This is a genomic window from Micromonospora sp. NPDC049529 (assembly GCF_055586685.1).
The window spans coordinates 75,962-99,716 of the sequence record NZ_JBVJHT010000018.1 but is presented as its reverse complement, the minus strand read 5'-3'; the positions used below and the strand labels follow the sequence as shown (position 1 = coordinate 99,716).

Below are 23,755 nucleotides of genomic sequence, written 5' to 3'. Positions count from 1 at the left end.
AAGCCATTCGTCGATCATGGACTGGTGGGCGGATATCGAGGCATCATTCAAGGCGCCAGGTATTCCAGGCACGTCAACGGGGGCTACACGGACGACGGGGTACCCGTGCAGGGCGTGCAGCCGGACGGGGGGCGATCAACGCTGTTTCCGGCAATCGCCACGCGCCGGCCGATCCACCCGACGAAGGTCAGGGGATCGGCCGGCGTCGGACCTGCCGGGAACACCGACGGCGCGGCCCGATCGGAGCGCCGGTCAGCCGGGTGCGGGCAGGAATCCGGTACGGACGAAGAAGTCGACATACCGCCCGAGCAGTACGCCGTCGGCGGCCGGACAGTGGATCCCGGCCGACGCCACCGCCCGTTCGGTGCCGGTACAGTCGAACGTCGGATGGTCACGGGGACCCATCGTCGGCGGCAGTCCCGCCACGAACGGCCCGAGCGCGATCCCGGCTGACCGCTGGGTCGCCTCGACCACCTCGGTGTACCAGCGCTCGTACGGCACCGACCGGACCGGGTAACCCCGCCCGCGCAGGACCTCGACGATCGTGTCGTACCCGATGGTCCTCGGGTTGTGGAAGTGGAAGTCGCGGCCGGCGGTGTCACCGCTGCGGGACAGGTGCCCGATCGCCGAGGCGACGTAGTCGACCGGCGCCAGATCCTCCGCGAAGTCGAGCGCAGGCACGGCCCCCACCTGCACGAACGTCTTCAACAACCGGCTGAAGTAGTCGTCGCTGTTGCCGGCACCGGTGCCGCCGTGACCGGTGACCCGCGCCGGCCGGTGGATCGACACCGGCAGGCCCCGCTCCCGCGCGGCCCGGACCAACCGGTCCGCCACCCACTTGCTCTCGTTGTAACCGCCCCAGAGCCCGTCCGGCCGCTGCGGCGGATCCGCCTCGGTGACCGTCCGAGCCGCGTCGACCGGTCCCAGGTAGACCCCGAGCGTCGACACGTGCTGTACGGCACTCACCCGGCCCGACCCGGCCAACCGCAGCACCTCGATCGTGCCGTCCACGTTCGCCGGCTTCAACCACCGGTACGGCTGCACGAAATGCACCGCCCCGCCGTTGTGGTAGATCACGTCGAGCCGTTCGCCGAGCGCGCCGAAGTCCCGCTCCGACAGTCCCAGTCGCGGCGACGCCAGATCCCCGAGTACGGGCACGATCCGGGCCGCGTACTCCGGTTGCCACAGCCCGTACCGGCGCAGGTTGTGCTCCACCCGGACCACCGCCGCGCGCACCGAGCCGGCCCGGACCAGGCAGTCCACCTCGGCGCTGGTGTGCCGGAGCAGGTCGTCCAGGAGGAACGCGCCGAGGAAGCCGGTCGCCCCGGTGAGCAGCACCCGCTCCGGTCGGGCCGGATCCCGCCCGGCCGCCGCGAGCGACCCGAGGTCGGCGCAGACGTCGTCCGGCAGCACCGCCTCGGCCCACAGGTCGACCCGCTCGGCTAGCCCGCCGGTGGTGGCCGCGCCGGTAGCGGGCCCGCCGGTGGTGATGCCGTCGGGTCGGGTGGGGTCGGGGCGGGCGGCGTCGAGGACGGCGGCGAAGGTGTCCAGACGCGGGGCGTCGAAGATCGTCCGCAGCGGTAACCGCACGTCGAACTCCCGGTTGATCCGGGCCAGCAGTGGGGCGGCGAGCAGTGAATGCCCGCCCAGGTCGAAGAAGCCGTCGTGGGCGCCGACCCGGTCCCGGCCCAGTGCCTGCGCCCAGATCGGGGCCAACCGAGCCTGGGTTGGCGTAGCCGCCGGCACGAACGAGCGCCGCTCCCGGGCGTCCTCCGCCGGCAGCCGACGGTGGTCGACCTTGCCGTGCGCGGTCAGCGGCAACCGGTCCAGTGGCACGAACCCCGCCGGCACCAGGTAGTCCGGCAACCGGCCCCGCAGGAAGGCCCGCAACTCGTCCGGGTCCGGCACCGCCGCACCCGGGCACGGCACCAGGTACGCGACCAGCCGCTGGCCACGGGCCACCACCACAGCCTCACCGACCAGCGGATGCCGGCCGAGCACCGTCTCGATCTCGGCCGGCTCGATCCGGTAGCCCCGGATCTTCAGCTGCCGGTCGACCCGGCCGAGGAACTCCAGCTCGCCGTCGGGACGTACCTTCGCGAGGTCGCCGGTGCGGTAGAGCCGGGCCCCCGGTGCGGTCGAGAACGGGTCCGGGACGAACGCCCGCGCGGTCAGCTCCGGCCGGTTGAGGTAACCACGGGCCAGGCAGTCACCGCCGAGGTACAGCTCACCGGGGCTGCCGACCGGACGCGGCCGACCGGCCGGGTCCAGCACGTACGCCCGCACGTGCGGCAGCGGTCCGCCGATCGGCAGCGAACCGTGTTCGTCGACCGGCAGCGAACCGTGTTCGTCGACCGGTCCGGCGGCGACCCGCAGCCGATCCCGACCACGGGTGGGAACGGGATCGGCCCGGTGGACGGTCGCGCAGACGGTGGCCTCGGTCGGGCCGTAGTGGTTGTAGAACGCGATCCGGCCGCCGGTGCGGCGGTTCCACTCGGCGAGTTTGCCGGTCGGCACCCGCTCCCCGCCGACCATCATCACGGTCAGCGGCAGGTCGGCCGGCACCTCGTGACCGGCGAGGTCGTCGACCCAGCGCTGCCACAGCGCGGACGGCGCGTCGACCGCCGTGATCCGCTGCTCGACGCAGAGATCCAACAGGGCCGGCCCGGTCAGCGCTGCCGGCTCCGGGTGCACGACCAGGGCCGCGCCGCTGATCAGCGCCGGGAACACGTCACCGACCGAGGCGTCGAAGGTCAGCGGCGGGATCATCAGGATCCGCTGCCCGGGACCGAAGTCGTGGGTGTCCCGGAACGCCACCGCCAGCCGGGTGACGGTCTCGTGCGCGACCATCACCCCCTTCGGCCGCCCGGTCGAACCCGAGGTGTAGATGACGTACGCGAGCTGCTCCGGGTGCCTGCGCGGCGGGGCCGGCTCGTCGTCCGGAGCGGTGACCGGATCGTCGGCCCGGAGGTCGTCGACCCGGATCAGGGTGCCGGTGAAGGTGGCGAAGCCGCTCGCGTGCGCCCCGGTGGTGAGCAGGACGGTGGTGCCGGAGTCGGCGAGCAGGTCGGCCAGCCGCTCCGGTGGGTGGGTCGGATCCAGCGGCAGGTAGGCGCCACCGGCCCGGAGGATGCCGAGCAGCCCGGCGATTCCGGCCGGACCGGCCCGTACCGCCAGAGCGACCGGCACGTCCGGCCCGACCCCGGCCGCCCGCAGCCGCCGGGCCAGCCGGTCGGCCCACCGGTCCAAGTCGGCGTAGCCGACCATCCCGCCGTCGCCGTACACGGCCGGGGCGTCCGGCGTACGGGCCGCCTGCGCCGCCACCAGCTCGTCGACGAATCCCGGCTCGGCCGGCGGTGGCGGCGACGGGTGCAGGCCGCCGAGGAGCAGTCCCCGCTCGGCGTCGGTGAACAGGTCCACCTCGGACAGTCGCCGCTCCGGTGCCGAGGTCAGCGCCAGCAGGGCCCGCTCGACGCGGCCGGCCAGGCGTTCGACCGTGCCCCGGTCGAACAGCCCGGTGTGGTAGTCGAGCTGGCCGGTCAGCCGGTCCCCGCCCGCGTCCAGTACCAGGGTGAGATCGAACCGGGCGGTCGCGTTGCCGAAGCCGGCCGGCCGCACCTCCAGCCCGGACAGCACGGGACCGGCCGCGTCACCGCCGCTGCCGGCGTTGAGCACGAACATCACCTGGAACAGCGGATGGTGGCCGGCGCTGCGGTCCGGCGCCACGATCTCGGTGACCCGTTCCAGCGGCACCTCGTGGTGCCCCAGACCGCCGACACACGTACGCCGGACCCGGTCCAGCGCCTCGGCCAGGGTCGGATCGCCGGACAGGTCGGTCCGCAACGCCAGGGTGTTCACGAACATCCCGACCATCGTCTCCAGCTCCGGCAGCGACCGGTTCGCCGCCGGCACACCGACCACCACGTCGGACTGGCCGCTCTGCCGGGCCAACGCGATCGTGAACGCCGCCAGCAGCACCGTGAACAGGGTGCAGTCGGTCGCCCGGCGCAGCCGTTCGACCGCCCCGGTCAGCTCCGTCGACAGGGCGAACCGGTGACTGCCGGCGGACGCGTCGACCGGCGCCGGACGAGGCCGGTCGGTCGGCAGCTCCAGCAGCGCCGGAGCGCCGGACAGGTGGTCGCGCCAGTATTCCTCCTGCTCCCGCAGGACCGCCGGGTCCCGGTCGGCCAGCCAGCGTACGTAGTCGGCGAACTGGACCGGCAGCGGTGCCGGCGCCGGTTCGCCACCGGTGACCAGGGTGTTGTAGCCGGCGGCCAGCTCGTTCGTGAGCAGCCCGAGGGAGACGTCGTCGCAGACGATGTGGTGCAGGACCAGCAGCAGTACGTGGTCGTCCGGTGCCAGCCGGACCAGTGTGCCCCGGACCAGTGGCGGCCGACCGAGGTCGAACGGTCGGCCCAGTTCGTGCCGGGCCAACCGGCGCAGGCCCCGCTCCCGCGACCCGGCCGGCAGCCCGGCGAGGTCGACCACCGGCAGCGTCACCGCCAGGTCCGGATCGTCGGCCGGTCGGACCACCTGCACCCCGTGCCCGTCGCGGTCCACGAACGCGGTACGCAGCGGCTCGTGCCGCCCGACCAGCAGGCGCAACGACTCCGCCAGCGCCGCCACGTCCGGCACCCCGCGCAGCCGGTACCCGGCCGACATCAGGTACGCCGAGTCGCCGACCGCCAACCTGTCGAGGAACCAGATCCGTTGCTGTGCGGGGGAGAGCGGCAACTCCGCTCCCCTCGGGCCGGGGCGGATCGTCTGGCTGGCGGTGAGCGTGATGCCCCGCCGCGCCAGCAGGACCGCCAGCAGTTCGTCGGTCCGCCCGGTCACCCGGAGACACCCTCGTCGAGCAGCGACGCCACCGCCTCCGGCGACATCGCCTCGATCTCGGCCCGTACCTCGGCGATGGCGGTCAGCGCTCCGGGCACCGGTTCCAGCTCGATCAGTGCGGCGGCCAGCCCGGCGACGGTCGGCGCGTCGAACAGCACCCGCGTCGGCGCCGCCAACTGGAAGTACGCGCGCAGCCGGGAGAGCACCCGTTCGGCCAGCAGCGAGTGCCCGCCGAGGGCGAAGAAGTCGGTGTCCACCCCGACCGGTCGCACGTCGAGGACCTCCTCCCAGATCCGGACGATCGCCGCCTCGACCGGCCCACGGGCGGGCAGGTACGGGGTGGAGTCGGTCGCGCCCCAGGTCGGCGCCGGCAGGGCGGCCCGGTCCAGTTTGCCGTTCGGGGTCAGCGGCAGGGCGTCCAGCGGCACCAGGGTCGCCGGGATCAGGTACCCCGGCAGCCGCAGCGCCAGCCGGGGTGCGAGCCCCGCCCAGAGTTTCGCCGCGTCGGTGGCCCGCTCCGGCACCACGTACGCGACCAGCCGGGCGTCACCGTCGGCGCCCTGAGACCAGGCGGCGACCGCCGCGTCGCGTACCTCGTCCTGCTCGCGCAGCACCGACTCGATCTCGCCCAGCTCGACCCGGAAGCCCCGGATCTTCACCTGCTGGTCGCCGCGCCCGAGGAACTCGATCCGGCCGTCCGGCAGGTGCCGGGCCAGGTCACCGGTGGCGTAGAGCCGGCAGCCCGGCTCGGCACCGAACGGGTCCGGGACGAACCGTGACGCGGTCAGTGCCGGCCGACCCCGGTAGCCACGGGCCACGCCCGCCCCGCCGATGTGCACCTCGCCGGTCACCCCGACCGGCACCGGCTGTCCCCGCCCGTCGAGCAGGTAGATCCGGGTGTTCCCGATCGGCGGCCCGATCGTCACCGCCGCCCCGCCCGGACTGGACGACGGCGGCGGATCGACCACTCCGGCCGCAGACCAGACAGTGGTCTCGGTCGGGCCGTACACGTTCCAGAGGGTTCCGCCGGCCAGCCGGTCGGCCAGGTCGCGGGAGAACGCCTCGCCGCCGCAGAGGCGGTGCCGTACGGTCGCCGGCAGCTCACCGGCGGCCAGCAGCATCCGCCAGGTCGCCGGGGTGCCCTGGAGCACGGTCGCCCCGCTGGAACGCGCGCGGGCCAGCAGCGCGGCGCCGTCGACCACCTCCGCGTTCGTGGCGATCACCACCCGTGCCCCGCTGACCAGCGGCAGCAGGAGTTCCAGCACCGAGATGTCGAACGAGAGGGTGGTGACCGCGAGCAGCCGGTCGGCCGGGGTGAGCGCCAGCGACTCGCCGAACGCCACCAGCAGGTTGCCGACCGCGCCGTGGCTGACCTCGACCCCCTTCGGTCGGCCGGTCGAACCCGACGTGAAGATCACGTACGCGAGCCGGTCGGGGTGCGGGTCGCCGGTCGGCGGGTCGGTCGGCAGTTCGGCCAACCCGTCCCGATCCCGGTCCAGGCAGACCACCGCGGGAACGGCGTCGCACAGCTCGCCCAGCCGGTCGCGTACCCGCCCGTCGGTCACCAGGACGCGGACGGCCGCGTCGTCGACCGCCATCCGCAGCCGGGAGACGGGGAAGGCCGGGTCGAGCGGCACGTACGCGCCGCCGGCCCGCCAGACCCCGAGGACCGCGACCAGCAGGTCGGACGTACGGTCCAGGCAGATGCCGACCGGCGTCTCCGGCCCGACCCCGCCGGCCCGCAACCGGTGTGCGAGCTGGTTCGCCCGGCGGTCGAGTTCCCGGTACGACAGCGTCCCGTCGTCCCCCGCCACCGCGACCGCCTCCGGATCACGGGCACACGACCGGGCCCAGAGCGCCGGGAAGGTCTGCGCCCCGACCGGCAGCTCCCGTCGCGGCCCCTGCCAGTCGACCAGTGCCCGCTGCCGGTCGGCCGGGGCGAGCAGCGGCAGATCGCCGAGCCGCCGCTGCGGATCGGCCGCGATCCCGGTCAGCAGCTGGTGGAAGCCGGCGGCGAGCCGTTCCACGTCGGCGGCGTCGAAGACCTCGGTACGGTACGAGAACGTCGCCTCCAGCCCACCGTCCGGCTGCGGCACCGCGACCAGGGTCAGGTCGAACAGCATGTCGTCGAGTTCGCTGTCCCACCAGCGCACGTCCAGACCCGGCCAGTCCGGCCGGTCCCCGGCGGAGAAGTTGTGCAGGATCAGCGCGGCCTGGAAGAACGGGTGCCGTTGCGCGTCCCGGCGCGGCGCCAGCTCCTGCACCACCAGGTCGAACGGCACACTCTGGTACGCGAACCCGTCGATCACCGTACGACGTACCCGCGCCACCGCCTCGGCGAAGGTCAACTCCGGATCGAGCCGGGTACGCAACGCGAGCGGATTGGCGAAGTAGCCGACCAACGGCTCCAACTCGACGTGCGTACGGGCGGCGACGAGCGTACCGACGGTGACGTCGGGTTGACCGAGGTAGCGGGACAGCAGCGCCTTGAGCCCGGTCAACAGGGTGACGAACGGGGTGGTGCCACGGGTCGCGCCGGCCGCCGCCCGCAGCCCGTCGAGCAGGTCCGGACCGATCGGCAGGCTCACCTTGCCGCCGGCCCCGTCACCGGGCGAGTCGCGGCGACGGGCGATCGGCAACTCGGGGTCGGTCCGGGGCGCGGCGAGCTGCCGACGCCAGAACTCCAGCCCGTCGGCGAGTTCGCCGTCGGTGAGCGAATCGTGCTGCCAGTGCGCGTAGTCGGCGTACTGGATCGGCAGCGCGGGCAGCGGCGGCCCGGCGGCGTCCGGTCCGGTCCCCGGCGCGGACGTTCGCCAGGTGTAGAGGGCGGCCAGTTCGCGCAGCGCGTTGCCGATGGACCAGCCGTCGATGGCGATGTGGTGGGCGGTCATCATCAGCACGTGGTCGTCGTCGGCCAGCCGGTACAGGGTGGCCCGCAGCACCGGCCCGGTGGCCAGGTCGAACGGCTCGGCGAAGGCCCGCCGGGCCAGCGACCGGGCCTGCGGTTCCCGGTCGGCGACCGGCAGGTCGCGCAGGTCCACCTCGGGCAACGGCACCGGTTGCGGCGGCCGGACCAGTTGGCGCGCCGCACCGTCGGACCCGAGGTAGACCGTGCGCAGGACCTCGTGCCGGGCGACCAGGTCGGTGAGGGCCAGGCACAGGGCGGCGACGTCGAGCCGACCACCGAACCGCTGGGACATCGACACGTGGAAGGACGGATCCGACGGGTCGAACTGGCTGGCCAACCACATCCGCTGCTGCCCCGACGAGCAGGCGAACAGCTGCTCCGGCCCGGTTCGCGGCACCCGGCCGATGACGGGTTCGGTCACCGCCGCCAACCCGCGCTGGGCCAACCGGCGGGCCAGCAGCGCCTGCCGTTGCGGCGACAGCGCGCCCACACTCTCCAGGTTCGTACGCGACGCTGGGGCCGTCGGTGTGCCGGCGTCAGGGTCGGCGGTGGATGGCACGAGGCTGCCTCCTCAGTGGACAGTGGGGATCCATCATGGTTGATCACTGGTGGCGGCGACCAGCCCGGCGATGGTCGGCGTGTCGAAGAAGACGTGCAGGGGCAGGTCGATGCCGAGTTGCCGGCGCATCCGGGCGGCGATCTGGGTGACGGTCAGCGAGTGACCGCCGAGGTCGAACAGGTCGTCGTCCGGGCCGATGTCGTCGATCCGCAGCACCTGCCGCCAGATCTCGTAGATCTCCCGCGCCACCCCGCTGTACCCCGCCGGTTCGCCCGAGCCGCCGCCTTCGCCTTCACCGGCACCTGCGCCGGTGCCGGTCCCGGCCTCGACCTCTGCATCGGTCGGGGGATCGGGCAGCGCCCGGCGGTCGAGCTTGCCGTTGCCGGTCGTCGGCAGCCGGGGCAGCTCGACGAAGAAGTTCGGCAGCAGGTACGCCGGCAGCGTCCCGGACAGATGCCGGCGCAGCAGCGCGGGCGTGGGCTCGGCGCGCCCGTCCCGCCGGACCAGGTACGCGACCAGCACCGGCCCGGTGCCCTCCCGGTCCCGCAGCACCACCGCGCAGTCGAGCACGTCCGGGTGCTCGCCCAGGCGCGTCTCGATCTCGCCCAGCTCGACCCGGTACCCCCGGACCTTGACCTGGTTGTCGACCCGGCCAAGGAACTCGACCTCGCCGTCGTGCCGGTAACGGGCCAGGTCGCCGGTGCGGTAGAGCCGCGACCCGGCCGGCCCGTACGGGTCGGGCACGAAGTGTCCGGCGGTCAGCGCGGGACGGTTCAGGTAGCCCCGCGCGAGTCCCGCCCCGCCGAGGTGGATCTCACCGGCGATGCCGATCGGGACCGGGTTCAGCCGGCCGTCGAGCAGGTACCGCCGGGTGTTGGCGATCGGCTCGCCGATGCCGACCGTCTCCACCGGGGCGGGCAGCTCACGGACGGTCGACCAGACGGTCGCCTCGGTCGGACCGTACAGGTTCCACAGCCGGGCGACCCGGCCGCGCAGCTCCCGCGCCAGGGCCAGCGGCAGCGGCTCGGCACCGCTGAGCCCGACCACGTCCGAGCCGTCGAATCCGGCGTCCAGCAGCAGCCGCCAGGTCGACGGCGTCGCGTGCACGTGGGTCACCCGGTGCTGCCGTACGAGCTGGCACAGGGCCGCCCCGTCCCTGGTCTGCGGCTCGGTGGCGAGCACCATCCGACCGCCGGTGACCAGCGGTAGGAAGAGTTCCGGCTTGGACATGTCGAACGCGGCCGAGGCGAGCGCCAACCACCCGTGACCGGACCCGGAACCGAGCAGGTCCCGCATCCCGAGCAGCAGGTTCGCCAGCGCCCGATGCTCGATCTGCACCCCCTTCGGCCGCCCGGTCGAACCCGAGGTGTAGATCAGGTACGCCAGGTCGTCCGGGTGCGGCGCCGGAAACGCGACGCCGTCCGGGGCGGTGGTCGCGGCAGTGGTCGGATCCTCGTCGGTCAGCGGCGGCAGGATCGGGCCGGCGTGGGACAGACCGGCGGTCGGCTGGTCGGTGACCAGCACCCTCGGTGCCGCGTCGGCCAGGATCGTGTCCAGCCGGGCGGTCGGGTGGTCCGGGTCCAGCGGCACGTAGGCGGCACCGGCCCGGAGCACGCCGAGCAGGGCCACGGGCAACGCGGGGGAGCGCCGGACCAGCACCGCGACCCGGTCGCCGGGACCGACGCCGTAACCGCGCAGGTGTCCGGCGAGCCGGTCGACGGCCGCACCCAGCTGCCCGTACGTCCAGGTCCGGTCGCCGCAGAGGACCGCCGGGTCGGCCGGAGCGGCGGCCACCCGGGCGGCGAACAGCTCGGGCACGGTCAGCGGCGGCGCATCGGGTGTAGCCGGTTCGGCCCGTCCCGCCCGGTCGGTCGGCTCGGCCCGGTTGGTCGGCTCGGTTTGGCTCGTCGGCTCGGATTGCCTCGTCGGCTCGGTTTGGCTCGTCGGTTCGGCCCGGTTGGTCGGGTCCGGGGTCGCGGGGTGGGCCCAGGTGGTCAGCAGGAGGTCGCGTTCCCGGTCGTCGAGCAGGTCGAGGTCGGCCAGCGGGCGGTCCGGAGTCGCCGTCGCGGCGTCGAGCAGGGTGGTGAAGTGCCCGGCGATCCGTACCGCGTCGGACCGGTCCAGGGTGTCCCGGCCGTACTGGAGGCGCAGTGCGAGCTGCTCCGGGCTGTCCAGCAGTTGCAGGTGCAGGGCGTTGCGGGCGGTGTGGTTGAACGCCAACCACTCGACGTCGGCGGCGAGCCCGGCGAACGGCGGCTCACTCGCCCGGCGCCGGTAGCTGATCGACACCGGTGCCAGGGCGATCCGGGGCCTGACCCCGGTGGCGGCGCGGGCCAACGGCACCGCCCGGATCGGGTACCGGTCCCGCAGCGCCGTCCGGGTGGCGGCGACCAGTTCGCGGAACGTCGTGTCCGGCCGGGGCGCCGCGTCGACCGGCAACTCGTTGACGAACAGGCCGACACAGTCGCGGGTCGGCGGAGTCCGGGTGCCGAGGTCCACCGCGACCGTCGGTTCGGTGTTGCCGTACCGGTGCAGCAGCGCCTGGAGGGCGGCGAGCAGCACCTCGAACCGGGTGGCGCCGAGCAGGTCGGCGGTGTCGGCTACCGCCGTCCGGAGCCGCTGGTCGAAGAGGTGGTCCACGGTCGCGCCGGCCGCCGCCGTCGGCTGTTGGCGTCGCAGGCCGGGCAGCACCAGCGGCGTCGGCTCGCGCCAGCGCCGGCCCCAGAACTCGACGGCCGGGGCCAGTTCGGCGGTGAGCCGCGCCGATTCGGCGTCGGCATGGTCGGCGTACGTGACGGGCAGCGACGGCAGGTCCGGAACCCGTCCGTCGGCAAGGCACCGGTACAGCTCACCCAGGTCACGGACGAGGATGTCCTTGGACTCGCCGTCGAAGACCAGATGGTGGGCGACGACCAGCAGCAGGTGCCGGGTCGGGGCGACGGTGAACAGGGTGAACCGGGTCAACGGCCCGTGCCGCAGGTCGAACGGCCGCAGCGTCTCCGCCCGGACCAGCCCCGCGAGAATGTCCTCCACCGTCGCCGCCCCGGACTCCGCGCTCGCCCCCGGTTCGGTCTCCGGTTCCGGCGGGGTGACGGTGGTCAGGGTGACCCGTGGACTGATCAGCGCCGGTACGGCGAACAGTTCGCCGTCGTGCTCCTCGAACGCGCTGCCCAGCACCGGGTGCCGGGCCACCAGCGCCGCGCAGGCGTCGACCAGGGCCAGCGGGTCGAGTACGCCGTCGAGCCGGATCGGCACCGGCATGTGGTACGCCGAACCGGCGCCGCCCAGCCGCTCGGTGAACCACATTCCGTGCTGGGCGGTGGTGGCCGGGCGCCGGTCGCGCCGGGGGATCCGCACAGTGGTCACAACGCCTCGGTCAACCGTGGTCACATTGCCTCCGTCAGTTGGGACAGCCGTCGACCGGCCCGGTCCGGTGCGTACGCGCCCAGCCGGACCAGCATCGCGGCCAAACGCTCCATTGTGGACCGGTCGAAGGCGTAGGAGTTCCAGAGCAGCCAGCCGGAGATCGACCCGTCCGGCTGTTCGAGCATCGCCAGCTCCGGTACGCCGAGGTCCGGCTCCCCGTTCGGGGTCGGCCAGTCGGCGTCCAACGCGCGCGGCAGCTCGAACGGCTCGGAGTCCAGCCCCGGAAAGTGGGTCACCCCGCCCCAGCTCTCGAACCGCAACCAGGCGGAGTTCGGGAAGCGCGGGTAGAACTCGGCGTACGGGTAGTACTGCTGGTCGATCGCGGCCAGCGCGGTGGCGCGTACCCGGTCGAGCAGTTCGTCGAAGCTCGGGTCGGCGCTGGCGTCGATCCGCAGCAGCAGCGACTGCACCAGGCAGCCGAGCAGCGGCTCGAACTCCGGCCGGGTCCGGCCCGGCACCGGGGACATGATCACGATCTCCGGGGCGCCGGTGAACCGGGACAGCACCGCCACCCAGGCCGCCGCGACCACCATGAACGTGCTCACCCCCCGCTCGCGGGCGAACCCGCGCAGCCGGTCGGCGGCCTCCCGGTCGAGCCCGAACTCCAGCGAGTCGCTGCGCAGCCGGACCGCCCGCCGCCGGCCGGGGAACGGGTCGATGCCGGTCGGGGCGCCGTCGAGCTGGCGGGACCAGTATTCGCGGGTCCGGGGCCACTGCTCACGGGTCCACCGCACCGCCTCCGGGTAGGCCACCGGCAGCGGCGGCAGCACCACCGGGCGACCGGCGCGCAGCGCCGAGTAGGCCAGCCCGAGTTCGCGCAGCAGCACCCCCATCGACCAGCCGTCGAAGACCAGGTGGTGCACGGCCAGGCCGAGCACGTGGTCGTCGGCATCGAGGCGGACCAGCACCGCCCGGACCAGCGGACCGGTGGTGAGGTCGAAGCCGTGCTCCCGGTCGGTCCGGACGACCGTCGCGGCGTGCGCCCGCCGGGTCTCGGCGTCCGCGCCGACTGCCGCGACGACGGTCACCCTCGGCGGGCAGTCCGGCCGGACGTACGCCCGGTGCCCGTCCGCCCCGCTGGCGAAGACCGTACGCAGCGACTCGTGCCGACCGACGAGCAGGTGCAGGCTGCGGGTGAGCAGGTCCGGGTCGAACTCGTCCCGGATCCGGATCGCCACACTGATCGGGCCGACGTCACGGGGTTCCTCGGTGGCGTACATCCAGGTGAAGAAGTTCTCCTGCTGCGCGCTCAACGGCACCTCGTCGTACGCCAGCGTCCGCTGGTCGGTCGGCTCGGGTGTCGCGGGTGCGGCCGGGGCGGCGTCGGCCAGCCATCGGGCCTGGTCGCTCAGGACCGGCTGGTCGAAGGCGAGGGACGCCGGTACGGCGACCCCGAAGCTCTCGCCGGCCAGGTTCGCGAGCTGGGTGGCCCGCAGCGAGTCGCCGCCGAGGGCGAAGAAGTCGTCGTCGCGGCCGACCCCGGCCGTCGACAGCACCCGCGCCCAGAGCGCCCCGAGGGCGACCTCGGCCGGGGTGACCGGCGGCGGGCGGTGCTCCGGATCGGCGCGGGCGGTGAACAGCTCCCGCAGTTCGGCCTTGCGGAGCTTGCCGCCGTCGTTGCGGGGCAGCGCGTCGACCAGCAGCAGCCGGGTGGGGCGTTCGTGCGGGGCGAGCCGTTCGGCGAGGAAGGCACGCAGTTCGGCCGGTTCCACCGGGGTCCGGGCGACCACCGCCGCGGCGAGCATCGTCCCCATCGTCTCGTGCGGTACGCCGACCACGGCCGCGTCGGCGACCGCCGGGTGCTCGTGCAGGGTCGCCTCGACGTGCGGTGTGGAGACCTTGAACGCGCCGGACTTGACCACGTCGGCATCCCGGTCGACGAGGTGCAGGTAGCCGTCGGTGTCCAGGTAGCCGAGGTCGCCCATCCGGACCCAGCCGTCCCGGAACACCGCCGCGCTGGCGTCCGGATCCCGGTAGTAGCTGCGGGGCAGGGTGTCCGCGCGCAGGTGCACCTCGCCGATCGTGCCGGGCGGCAGCCGTACGCCGTCCGGGTCGCCGATCATGAGTTCGGCCCCGGCGGCCGGTCGACCGAGCGCCGCCGGACGGTCCGGGTCGAAGACCACGGTGGTGTGCGCCGGGGCGGCCTCGGTCGAGGTGTAGTTGTTGACGATCGTGGCGTCCGGCAGCGCGGCGCAGAGCGCGCGGGCGACCGCTGCGGGCAGCGGTGCGGCGGTCGAGGCGAGCAGCAGCACACTGGACAGGTCGTGGCGGTCGGTGGCCCCGCTGTTGAGCAGTTCGATCGCCATCGCCGGTACGACGAACAGCGTGCCGACCCGGTACGCGGCGACCAGCGCGGCGAACCGGTCCGGGTCGAATCCCGGCAGCACCAGTGCCGCCGGTTGCGCCGCCAGGGTGTGCATCAGCATGGTCTGGGCGGCGTTGGTGCCGAGCGGGAAGGCGTGCAGGAAGTGTCGTGAGTGGGCCAGTGGTCGGCGCCGGGGTCGGGGGAGCAGGCCGAAGGTCAGGTTGGCGTGGCTGGCCGCGACGCCCTTCGGCCGCCCGGTGGTGCCGGAGGTGAAGATGATCTGGGCGAGGTCGCTCGGCTCGACCGGCACACCGACCGGCCCGGCCGGACCGAGGTCGAGTTCGTCGACGGTGGCCGTCCAACCGTGCCGCCCGGCGATGGCGCCGCCACCGTGGATCGAGCCGCTGGCGTCGCACCATTGGAGCAGGTCGCGCAGCTGCGCCGGGGTGCCCCGTTCCGGCAGCGGTACGGCGACCGCGCCGACCGAGGTGACCGCCGCGTACGCGACCGCGAAGCCCACCCAGTCGGACCCGTCGAAGTGCAGCCCGATCCGGTCACCGGGTCGGACGTCCCGGGCGAGCAGCCCGTGCCCGACCGCGTCGGCGCGGGTACGCCACTGCCCGAAGCTCAGCCGATCCGGCCCGTCGCTCGGCTCTGCGTCGCTGCGCCGGTCGTCACGCGGCCGGTCGTCGGTTGGTGCGTCGGCGGTCGGTCGACCCGGTTCGCCGGTGGGTTCGACGGTCCGGGCGACGATCAGGGCGGTCCGGTCGGGTTCCGTCTCCGCTCGGGCATCGAGCAGCGCCGGCACGGTCGATGCGGTACGCACCGGTTGGGTCAGCATGGCGGCCTTTCGTCTGCATACCGTGGCGCCGGTCGTCTGCCGCCCCCGCGTGGCACCCACCGTAACGAGCACCTTGTCGATATGTAATTAGTCCTAACAGTAAAGATGGCTGTCCTAACAGTTGGGGTCGCGCTCGGGCGTTTTTCCGACCCGCCGACAGACACTTGACAGGTTCCGGGCAGCAATGAAAACGTGCACAGCCACAGCGACCCGTACCGATGGTCATGCCCCGTTCACCCCCGGAATCCGAGGCGGAGCAAGCTATGTACGACGAAGACGAAGACACCACCACCTACATCGTCGTGATCAACGACGAGGAGCAGTACTCCATCTGGCGCGACGGCACCCCGCCGCCGGCCGGCTGGCGCCAGGTCGGATCGGCCGGCAGCAAGCGCGAATGCCTCGAATACGTCGACCAGGTGTGGACGGACATGCGCCCGGCGTCGCTGCGCGCCCGGATCGCCGCCACCTCTGGATGAACCGCGCGTGCTGACGGTACGCGTCGTCGCCTCGTTCACCGCCGAACCGCTGGCCGAGGTGCTCCGGTTCTGGGCCGGGGAACTGGCGCTGCCGATGGCGGTCGACTTCGCCCCGTACGGTCAGGTGTTCCAACAACTGCTCGATCCGGACGGGGCACTGCGGACCAACCGCGACGGCGTCAACGTCGTCGCGGTCCGGCTCAGCGACCTCGCCGACCCGGACGGGCTCGTCACCGCGCTGCGGGCCGTCGACCGGGAGACGACCGTCCCGCTGCTGCTCGCCATCTGCCCGGACCCGCCCGGCGCCGACCCGCAGCACGGTGCGGCGGCCGAGCGGACCGTACGCGACGGCGTCGCCGGCAGCACGCACCTGCGCCTGCTCGGGTCGGTCGAACTGACCGACACCTACCCGGTGACCGACCCGCACGACGACTACGCCGACCGGCTCGGGCGGGTGCCGTACACACCGGAGTTCTTCGCCGCGCTGGGCACCGCGCTGGTCCGTACGATCCACGCCGTCGTCAGCCCGCGACCGAAGGTGGTCGTGGTGGACGCCGACAACACCCTGTGGACCGGAATCGTCGGTGAGGACGGGGTCGGCGGCATCGTCGTCGACGACGACCGGCGGGCGCTCCAGGCACGGCTGATCGCCCAGCGGGACGCCGGCCGGCTGCTCTGCCTGTGCAGCCGCAACAATGCCGCCGACGTCGACGCGGTCTTCGCCGACCACCCGGACCTGCTGCTGCGGCCCGAGCACTTCAGCGCCGCCCGGGTCAACTGGCGGCCCAAGTCGGAGAACCTGCGCTCGCTCGCCGAGGAGCTGAACCTCGGGCTGGACAGCTTCGTCTTCCTCGACGACAGCCCGATCGAGGTCGCCGAGGTCCGCGCCGCCTGCCCGGAGGTGCTCGCGCTGACGGTGCCGGCGGACGCTCACCGGGCGGCGGCGTTCCTGCGGCACTGCTGGCCGCTGGACGTCGACCGGGCGCTGACCGACGAGGACCGACAGCGGGTCGCCCGTTACGAGCAGGAGAGCCGGCGGCGGGCGGAGCGCGAGCGCGCCATGTCGCTGGCCGACTTCCACGCCGGGCTCCACCTGCGGGTCGACGTCACCCCGGCCGCACCCGACCAGCACGAGCGGGTCGCCCAGCTCACCGCGCGGACCAACCAGTTCAACCTCGCCCCGGTACGCCGCGACGCCCGCGACCTGCGCGACCTCGACCTCGACTGCCTGGTGGTGACCGTCGCCGACCGGTTCGGCGAGTACGGGCTGGTCGGCGCGATGCTGTACACACTCGACGGCGACCGGCTGCGGGTCGACACGTTCCTGCTCAGCTGCCGCGCGCTCGGCCGGGGAGTGGAGCACCGGATGCTCGCCCACCTCGGCGAGCTGGCGCTGGCCCGGGGCGCCGGCACGGTCGAGCTGCCGTTCGTCGCCACCGGCAGGAACGGACCCGCCCGCGCCTTCCTCGCCGAAGTGACCGCCGAGCCGCTCGGTGCCGGTGCGGCTCGGCCCGACAACCCCGACGCCCCGCCCCCGACCGGGTACGTGCTGCCGGCGATCACCGCTGCCGCCGTACGCCATCAGCCCGGCGGAGGCGACCAGCCGGCAACCGCCGCAGACCGGCCGGACCGGGCGCGGCCCGCGCGGGCCGCCGACCGGCCGGCTCCCGCCCCACCCGCCGACGCCTGGCGGGTGGTGGAGCGGGTCGCGACCGCGCTCGCCGACCCGGCCGCCGTCCGGGCGGCGGTCCTCGCCGGCCACCTACCGACCCCGACCGGTGTCGCGGGTGGACCGTCGATGGTCTCGTCGTGCGGCGCCGACCCGGTCGAGGCCACGGTGATGCGGATCTGGGCGGAACTGCTGGCGGTGCGGCCCGGCACACCCGAGGACAACTTCTTCGCCCTCGGCGGGCAGTCGCTGCAACTGGTCCAGTTCATGGCCCGGGTGCGCGAGGTGTTCGCGGTCGAACTCCCGGTCGAGCTGCTGTTCACCCCGGCGTTCACGGTCGCCGAGGTGTCCCGGGAGATCCGGCGACGCCAGCTGGCCGGCGCCGACGAGGCGGAGCTGACCGATCTGCTGGTCGAGTTGGAGCGGCTCTCCGACGACGAGATCGAACTCCTGCTCGCCGAGGAAGACGCCTGACCCGATCGACGCCGGGTGGGTCCGCCCCGCCCGGGGAGGAGACCGCACGGTGGCAACCGTTCTGCTGGTCAGCCACGGCACCCACGGCGACGTGTGGCCGATGATCCATCTCGGCGCCGGGCTGCGCCGCCGGGGTCACGACGTCACCCTGCTCACCCACGCCCCCTACGCCGAGCCGGTACGCCGGTCCGGCCTCGGATTCGTGCCGATCGACACCCCCGACGAGTACGCCGCCTACCTCGCCGACGCCCGCACGATCCTGCTCGACCGGGTCGGCTCGCCGAGCCCGCCGGACCTGCTCGCGCACTACCGGCGGACGAACCTGTTCGGCCAGCTCCGGCTGGAGGTCGAGACCCTGCGTGAGCTGGCCGTACCGGGGCGGACGGTGCTGGTCGGCCGGCACACCTCGGGGCTGTCGACGCTGATCGCGGCGGAACTCGACAACCTGCCGGTGGCCTGGGCGGCGATGACCCCGGCGCAGCACCTGCTGCTGCCGGTCACCGAGCACCTGCACCGGACCGCCCTGGCCGCCCCGATCAACCAGCTCCGGGCCGGGCTCGGGCTGGCACCGGTCGACGACTGGGCCGCCTGGCTCGACTCGGCCGACCTGCAACTCGGGCTCTGGCCGCGCTGGTTCGACGCCGCCGGGCAGGCCACCCCCGACCGGGTGGCAAAGGTCGGCTTCCTGCTCGACACCGGTGCGGCCGGCGATGCCGACGCCGGCTCCGATGGTGGTGTTGGCTTCGCCGGGCCCGGTGATGCCGGACCGGTGCCGCCGGAGGTGGCCGAGGTGCTGGCCGGTGAACCGCCACCGGTGCTGGTCGCCGGCAGCAGCGGGCAGATGCTGCTGCACGACTTCTACTCCGCCGCGGTGCCCGCCGCCCTCGACGCCGGCCGTACGGTGCTGCTGGTGACGCCGTACCGGGAACTGCTGCCGGCGACGTTGCCGACCGGCGTGCACTGGTTCCGCTGGTTGCCGTACCGGGCGGTGATGCCGAGGGTGGCGGCGGTCGTCCACCACGGCGGCACCGGCACGATCGCCCAGTGCCTCGCCGCCGGGGTGCCGCAACTGGTGCTCGCGCACAGCTTCGACCAGCCGGACACCGGCGCCCGGCTGCGCCGGCTCGGGGTCGGGGAGTGGCTGCCGTCGACCCGGTGGGAGCCACCGAGGGCGGCGGCGCTGATGCGCCGGCTGCTCGACGAGCACGGCTACCGGGACCGGGCGGCCCGGTTGCGGACCGCCCTCGGTACGACCGCCGCCGACCAGGCCGTCCGGCGGATCGAGGCGCTGCTGACCCCGATCGGCGTCCCGACCCCCTGACCTCCGTCAGCGGCTACAGCTCGTTGACCACGATGTCGAGCTGCCGGGGCTTGCCGGCGACGGCAGGCTGCTCCTCGACGGTGTACTTCAGGTCGCGCAGCGCCTCGACCAGCTTCGCCGGGCTGCGCGGCACCGCACCGGCCAGCAGCAGGTCGCGGACCAACCGCCCCTTGGTCGCCTTGTTGAAGTGGCTCACCACGGACCGGCTGCTCACCCCGTCGACGACCTGCTCGTGCAGGACCCGTACGGCCACCGTCCGCTCGGCGGTGCGTCCGCTCGGCCGCCACATCGCCGCGTACGCGCCGGAGCGCAGGTCGAGGATCGGCCCACCGTCGGCGGTGTCGGTCAGCACCGGATCGAGCAGCCCCCGCCAGTACGGTGTGAGCCCGCCCAGCCCCGGCAGGCTGACCCCGATCGCGCACCGGTACGCCGGGATCCGGTCGTCCACCCGGACCACGCCCCACAGACCGGAGAAGACCAGCGCGCTGCGTCGGATCCGGGTGCGGGCCGCCCCGGTGAGGCTGCCGATGTCTAGGGCGTCGTAGAGCACCCCGGTGTAGACCTTCGCCGCAGGCTGGGCCGGTGCGGTCCGCAGCCGGGCGTTGCCGGTGATCTCGTCGTCCTGCCCCGGACTCAGTCCGAGAACCGTGCGGGCCCGTTCCCGGTCGTCGGCGGCACAGAGGTCGACCAGCGCGTCCAGCACCCGTTCCCGACCCGGGTTGAGCTCACCCAGAGTCATCGTGTCCAGGTTCAGTGGGCGGCCGGACCGGGGCGGGGTCTTCCCCTCGGACGGTGGCAGCAGGATCAGCACGACCAGCAGCGTACGGCCCGGGCCGGCGTACCCGGACGGGTGGTGAGGTGTGGGCGCGGCGGTGATGTTGCCGGCGTGTGACGGCCCGGCCCGTTCCGCCATGATCCGGAGACGCTGTCCGTCACAAAGCTGGCGGAGTTGCGCCATGTCCGTGCTCCGCCACCGGTCGCACCCGTTCCCGTGTCACCCGCCGGCCCAGAATCGGCGACGGCGGCATCCCGTTTCCGATGCCCGCCCGAGGAGGAGAAGGTCGATGGGTAGGTTCAGAGGCCGTACGTCACGATGGGTGTACGGGACCGCGATCGGGCTCGGCGCGTTGCTCGCGCTGCCCGCCGGGGCGGTCGCCGCCCCGCCGGTCGCCGCGACCCCGGCCAGCGCGCCGGACGCGACCCGCAAGGTGGACATGCCGGTGCTCCGGTCACTGTCCGCAGGCAACAGCACGACCTTCCTGGTGCGGCTCGCCGACGAGGCGAAGCTGGACGAGGCCGAGCTGACCCGGATCCAGGGCAGGACCACCGGCCGGGCCGGCCGGGTCGCCCGGACGACGGAGGTCTACCGGGCCAAGGTCGCGCACGCGGAGAAGACCCAGCGCGGACTGCGTACGCTGCTGCGCGAGCGCGGGAGCGAGTTCACCCCGTACTGGATCGCCAACGTGGTCGAGGTGACCGGTGACCTGGCCCTGGTGACGGAGCTGGCGGCCCGGCCCGAGGTCGCCCGGATCAGCCCGGTCGGCGTGACCCGGCTGACCGACCCGGTGAAGACCGCCGGCAGCACCACCGCCGCCGCGCAGCTGCCGTGGAACCTCACCCAACTCGGCGCGGACAAGGTCTGGGACTCCTACGGCGTACGCGGCGAGGGCGTCGTCGTCGGCAGCATCGACACCGGTGTGCAGTACGACCACCCGGCCCTGGTCCGGCAGTACCGGGGCAGCGACGCCGACGGCGGCTTCACCCACGACTACAACTGGTACGACCCGACCGGCCTGTGCGGCGCGACGCCGTGCGACAACTACGGCCACGGTACGCACACCGTCGGCACCATCCTCGGCGACGACGGCGCCGGTACGGTCACCGGCGTCGCCCCCGCCGCGACCTGGATCGCGGCCAAGGGCTGCGAGTACAACACCTGCTCCGATCCGGCGCTGCTCGCCGCCGGTCAGTGGATGGTCGCCCCGACCGACCACAACGGGCAGAACCCGCGACCGGACCTGGCACCGGACGTGATCAACAACTCCTGGGGCGGCGCCGACGACGGCAACCACTTCTACGAGGAGATCCTCGAAACCTGGGTGGCCGCCGGCATCTTCCCGTCCTTCTCCGCCGGCAACGACGGCCGGGCCGGCTGCGGCACCGCCGGTTACCCCGGCACCAGCCCGCTGGCGTACGCGGTCGGCGCGACCGACAGCACCGGCGCCATCGCCGACTTCTCCAGCCGGGGACCGGCCCGCGACGGTGCGGTCCGCCCCGACATCACCGCACCGGGCGTGGACATCGTCTCCAGCCTGCCCGGCGGCCAGTACGGTGCCGCCGACGGCACCTCGATGGCCTCCCCGCACCTGACCGGCGCGATCGCGCTGCTCTGGTCGGCGGTGCCGAACCTGCGCCGGGACGTGGTGACCACCCGCGAGTTGCTGGACCGGACCGCGCACGACGTCGAGGACCTGACCTGCGGCGGGACCGCCGCCGACAACGGGGTCTACGGCGAGGGCCGGCTCGACGCGTACGCGCTGGTCAGTCAGGCGCCGGCCGGGCAGGTCGGCGGGGTGGTGGTGACCGCCACCCGGTCCGGTGCTCCGCTGCCGGGCGCGAAGGTCACCCTCGCCTCCGGTGTGCTCACCCGCAGCGGGCACACCGACGGGCAGGGGAAGGTCGAGCTGGGGCGGGTCCCGGCCGGCGAGTACACGCTCACCGCGAGCGTCTTCGCGCAACGTACCCAACGGCAGACGATCACGGTCACCGCGGACGGGACCGCCGCCGCCACCGCCGACCTGTCCGAGGGCGCGCCGTGGCATCCCGTACACGGAACTGTCCGGGATCCGGCCGGGCAGCCGGTCGCGGGCGCCGGGGTGGCGCTGGCCGGGGAGACCTTCCCCGCCTTCGTCACCGGCACCGACGGGCGGTACGCCGGAATGCTGCCCGAGGCCGACTACGACGTGCTGGTCGACTACGGCCGCTGGCTGGCGCCGAAGACCGTCCCGCTCACCGTCGACGGCGAGGAGACCCTCGACGTCAGCCTGGCCGCGAAAACCGACCGGTACGGGTACACCGCCGGCATCACCCCCGCCGCCTGGGTGACCGGTGGCAGCGTGCTCCCGCTCACCGGTGACGAGGCGAAGCGCGCGGTCGACCTGCCGTTCGCGCTGACCTTCTACGGCCGGCCGCACCGCAAGCTCACCGTGAGCAGCAACGGGTACGTCGCCTTCGGGGACACCGGCGGCGGCGACAACACCGCCCTGCCCGCCCCGACGGTGCCGGCGGCGGCGGTCTACGCCTACTGGGACGACCTGGTGCTGGACCACCAGTCGACGGTCCGGACCAGGGTCACCGGCAGCACGCCGAACCGCCAGTTCGTGGTCAGCTGGACCAGGGCGGCACTGAAGAAGGCGCCGCAGACCCGGATCGACGTGCAGCTGCTGCTCGGCGAGAACGGCACCGTCACCCTCCAGTACCGCAAGCTCGGCGCGGCGGGAGCCGGTGCCGGCGCCACCGTGGGCATCGCCGACGCCGACGGTGGCGCGGCGCTGACGTACTCGGTCGACTCGCCGGTGCTCGACGAGGCCACCGCCATCACCTTCCGGGTGCCTGACACCGGCCTGGTACGCGGCACCGTGACCGACGCCAACGACCGCCAGCCGCTGGCCGGCGCGACGGTACGGGTGACCCCGGTCGGGGCGGCTCCGGTCACCGCGACCACCGACCCGGACGGTTTCTACCAGGTACAGGTGCCGACCGGCGCGGTGTCGGTCACCGCCACCCGGTCCGGGTACGACCTACCGGCGGCCACCCTCGCCGTCGCCGACGCGGCCGTGCAGCGGCAGGATCTCGCGTTGCGTACGCCGTTGCTGCTCGCGGCGAAGAGCAGCGTGGCGGTGACCGCCCCGACCGGCGGCACCCGGACCGCCACGGTCAACCTGAACAACCACGGCGGCCTGCCGGCGAACTGGACCGCCAGGGAGATCGACTCCCCGACACCGCCGACCACCACCCCCGGTCGGGTGCTCGGTTCATTCCCGATCCCCGACCTCTACAACGCCTTCGGGGTCGGTTACCGCAACGGCGAACTGCTGGTCTCCGACAGCTACTTCTGGGGGCAGATGCAGCGCTTCGACACCACCGGAAGGTCACTCGGCAAGGGTGTGGTGACGATGAACGGCTGGCCGTCCGACCTGGCGTACGTGCCCGGCAAGGACCTGATGTGCGGGCCGAGCATGTCGATCGTGGACCCGCTGCCGATCGTCTGCTTCGACCCCGACACCTACGAGGTGAAGCAGACCATCACCGGACCCTGGACCGGCAAGCTCTACTACGGGCTGGCCTACCGGGCCGCCGACGACACCTTCTACCTCTCCGGCGACGGCAAGATCCAGCACCTGGCCGGGCTGTCGCACCCCGAGCCGGGCGCGGTGCTCGGCCAGTGCGTGCCGGCGGTGCCGTGGATCACCGGTCTCGCCCTCAACGAGCAGCGCAACGTGCTCTGGGGGATCAACCAGGACAGCACCGAGGCGATCTGGGCGATGAACCCGGACACCTGCGCCACCCTCGGTTCGATCCCCGACCCGGACCCGGACCCGCTCAGCGGCGCCGGGATCGAACTCGACACCAACGGTGACCTGTGGCTCGTCGGCCAGGCGAACCGGTCGCCGTACCGGGCCGCCGTGTACCACGTGGACGGTTCGATGGCGTACAGCGACGTGCCCTGGCTAGCGGTCACCCCGCAGTCCGGGCAGGTGGGACCGGGGGAGAAGGGCAGGCTCGACCTCACCGTCGACACCACCGGGCTGGCTCCCGGCACCCACACCGCCACCGTCCTGGTGAGCAGTGACAGTGCCAAGGCCCCGACCGCGCCGATCACGATCTCGGTCACGGTCACCCCACGCGGCTGAGCGCCGCACCCGGAACGTGGACCG

The 23,755-nt window shown here is 73.5% G+C and carries 9 protein-coding genes; 4 read left to right on the top strand and 5 right to left on the bottom strand.

Annotated features, from left to right (window positions below; translation table 11 throughout):
• Nucleotides 1-252 precede the first annotated feature (252 nt).
• The 4 genes from ACZ6QQ_RS28090 to ACZ6QQ_RS28075 are packed head-to-tail and all read right to left on the bottom strand — an operon-like array spanning nt 253 to nt 14,860.
• Complete coding sequence (locus ACZ6QQ_RS28090) at nt 253-4,836, bottom strand: non-ribosomal peptide synthetase (RefSeq protein WP_465880352.1); 4,584 nt, start codon at nt 4,834-4,836, stop codon at nt 253-255.
• Nucleotides 4,833-8,303 (bottom strand): amino acid adenylation domain-containing protein, encoded by a 3,471-nt coding sequence (locus ACZ6QQ_RS28085; RefSeq protein ID WP_465880351.1) that lies wholly within the window; start codon nt 8,301-8,303, stop codon nt 4,833-4,835. The genes ACZ6QQ_RS28090 and ACZ6QQ_RS28085 overlap by 4 nt, the downstream gene beginning before the upstream one ends.
• A 33-nt stretch (nt 8,304-8,336) precedes the next feature.
• Nucleotides 8,337-11,669: a non-ribosomal peptide synthetase gene (locus ACZ6QQ_RS28080; RefSeq protein WP_465880350.1), complete on the bottom strand. Its 3,333-nt coding sequence runs from the start codon at nt 11,667-11,669 to the stop codon at nt 8,337-8,339.
• A 20-nt stretch (nt 11,670-11,689) separates the two neighbouring features.
• On the bottom strand, nt 11,690-14,860 hold the full coding sequence (locus ACZ6QQ_RS28075) for a class I adenylate-forming enzyme family protein (protein WP_465880348.1): 3,171 nt from the start codon (nt 14,858-14,860) through the stop codon (nt 11,690-11,692).
• A 278-nt stretch (nt 14,861-15,138) separates the two neighbouring features.
• Between ACZ6QQ_RS28075 and ACZ6QQ_RS28070 the strand changes: the two genes are divergently transcribed.
• From ACZ6QQ_RS28070 to ACZ6QQ_RS28060, 3 genes are read left to right on the top strand one after another with little or no spacing between them, the layout of a single operon-like run.
• Nucleotides 15,139-15,354 (top strand): MbtH family protein, encoded by a 216-nt coding sequence (locus tag ACZ6QQ_RS28070; RefSeq protein WP_465880347.1) that lies wholly within the window; start codon nt 15,139-15,141, stop codon nt 15,352-15,354.
• A 7-nt stretch (nt 15,355-15,361) separates the two neighbouring features.
• Nucleotides 15,362-17,497, top strand: a complete 2,136-nt coding sequence (locus ACZ6QQ_RS28065) for an HAD-IIIC family phosphatase (RefSeq protein WP_465880346.1) — start codon at nt 15,362-15,364, stop codon at nt 17,495-17,497.
• A 49-nt stretch (nt 17,498-17,546) separates the two neighbouring features.
• Complete coding sequence (locus ACZ6QQ_RS28060) at nt 17,547-18,818, top strand: glycosyltransferase (protein WP_465880345.1); 1,272 nt, start codon at nt 17,547-17,549, stop codon at nt 18,816-18,818.
• A gap of 13 nt (nt 18,819-18,831) precedes the next feature.
• Here the strand turns inward: ACZ6QQ_RS28060 and yaaA are convergent, their stop codons facing one another.
• Entirely contained in the window at nt 18,832-19,629 is a 798-nt protein-coding gene (yaaA, locus tag ACZ6QQ_RS28055; protein ID WP_465880445.1) for a peroxide stress protein YaaA, read from the bottom strand.
• Between the two features lie 253 nt (nt 19,630-19,882).
• On the opposite strand from yaaA, the gene ACZ6QQ_RS28050 reads away from it, so the two are divergent.
• Nucleotides 19,883-23,731 (top strand): S8 family serine peptidase, encoded by a 3,849-nt coding sequence (locus ACZ6QQ_RS28050; RefSeq protein ID WP_465880344.1) that lies wholly within the window; start codon nt 19,883-19,885, stop codon nt 23,729-23,731.
• Nucleotides 23,732-23,755 lie beyond the last annotated feature (24 nt).

Coding starts and splice junctions, on each gene's coding strand:
- ACZ6QQ_RS28070 (WP_465880347.1), top strand. CDS start 15,139: ATGTACGACGAAGACGAAGACACCACCACCTACATCGTCGTGATCAAC.
- ACZ6QQ_RS28050 (WP_465880344.1), top strand. CDS start 19,883: ATGGGTAGGTTCAGAGGCCGTACGTCACGATGGGTGTACGGGACCGCG.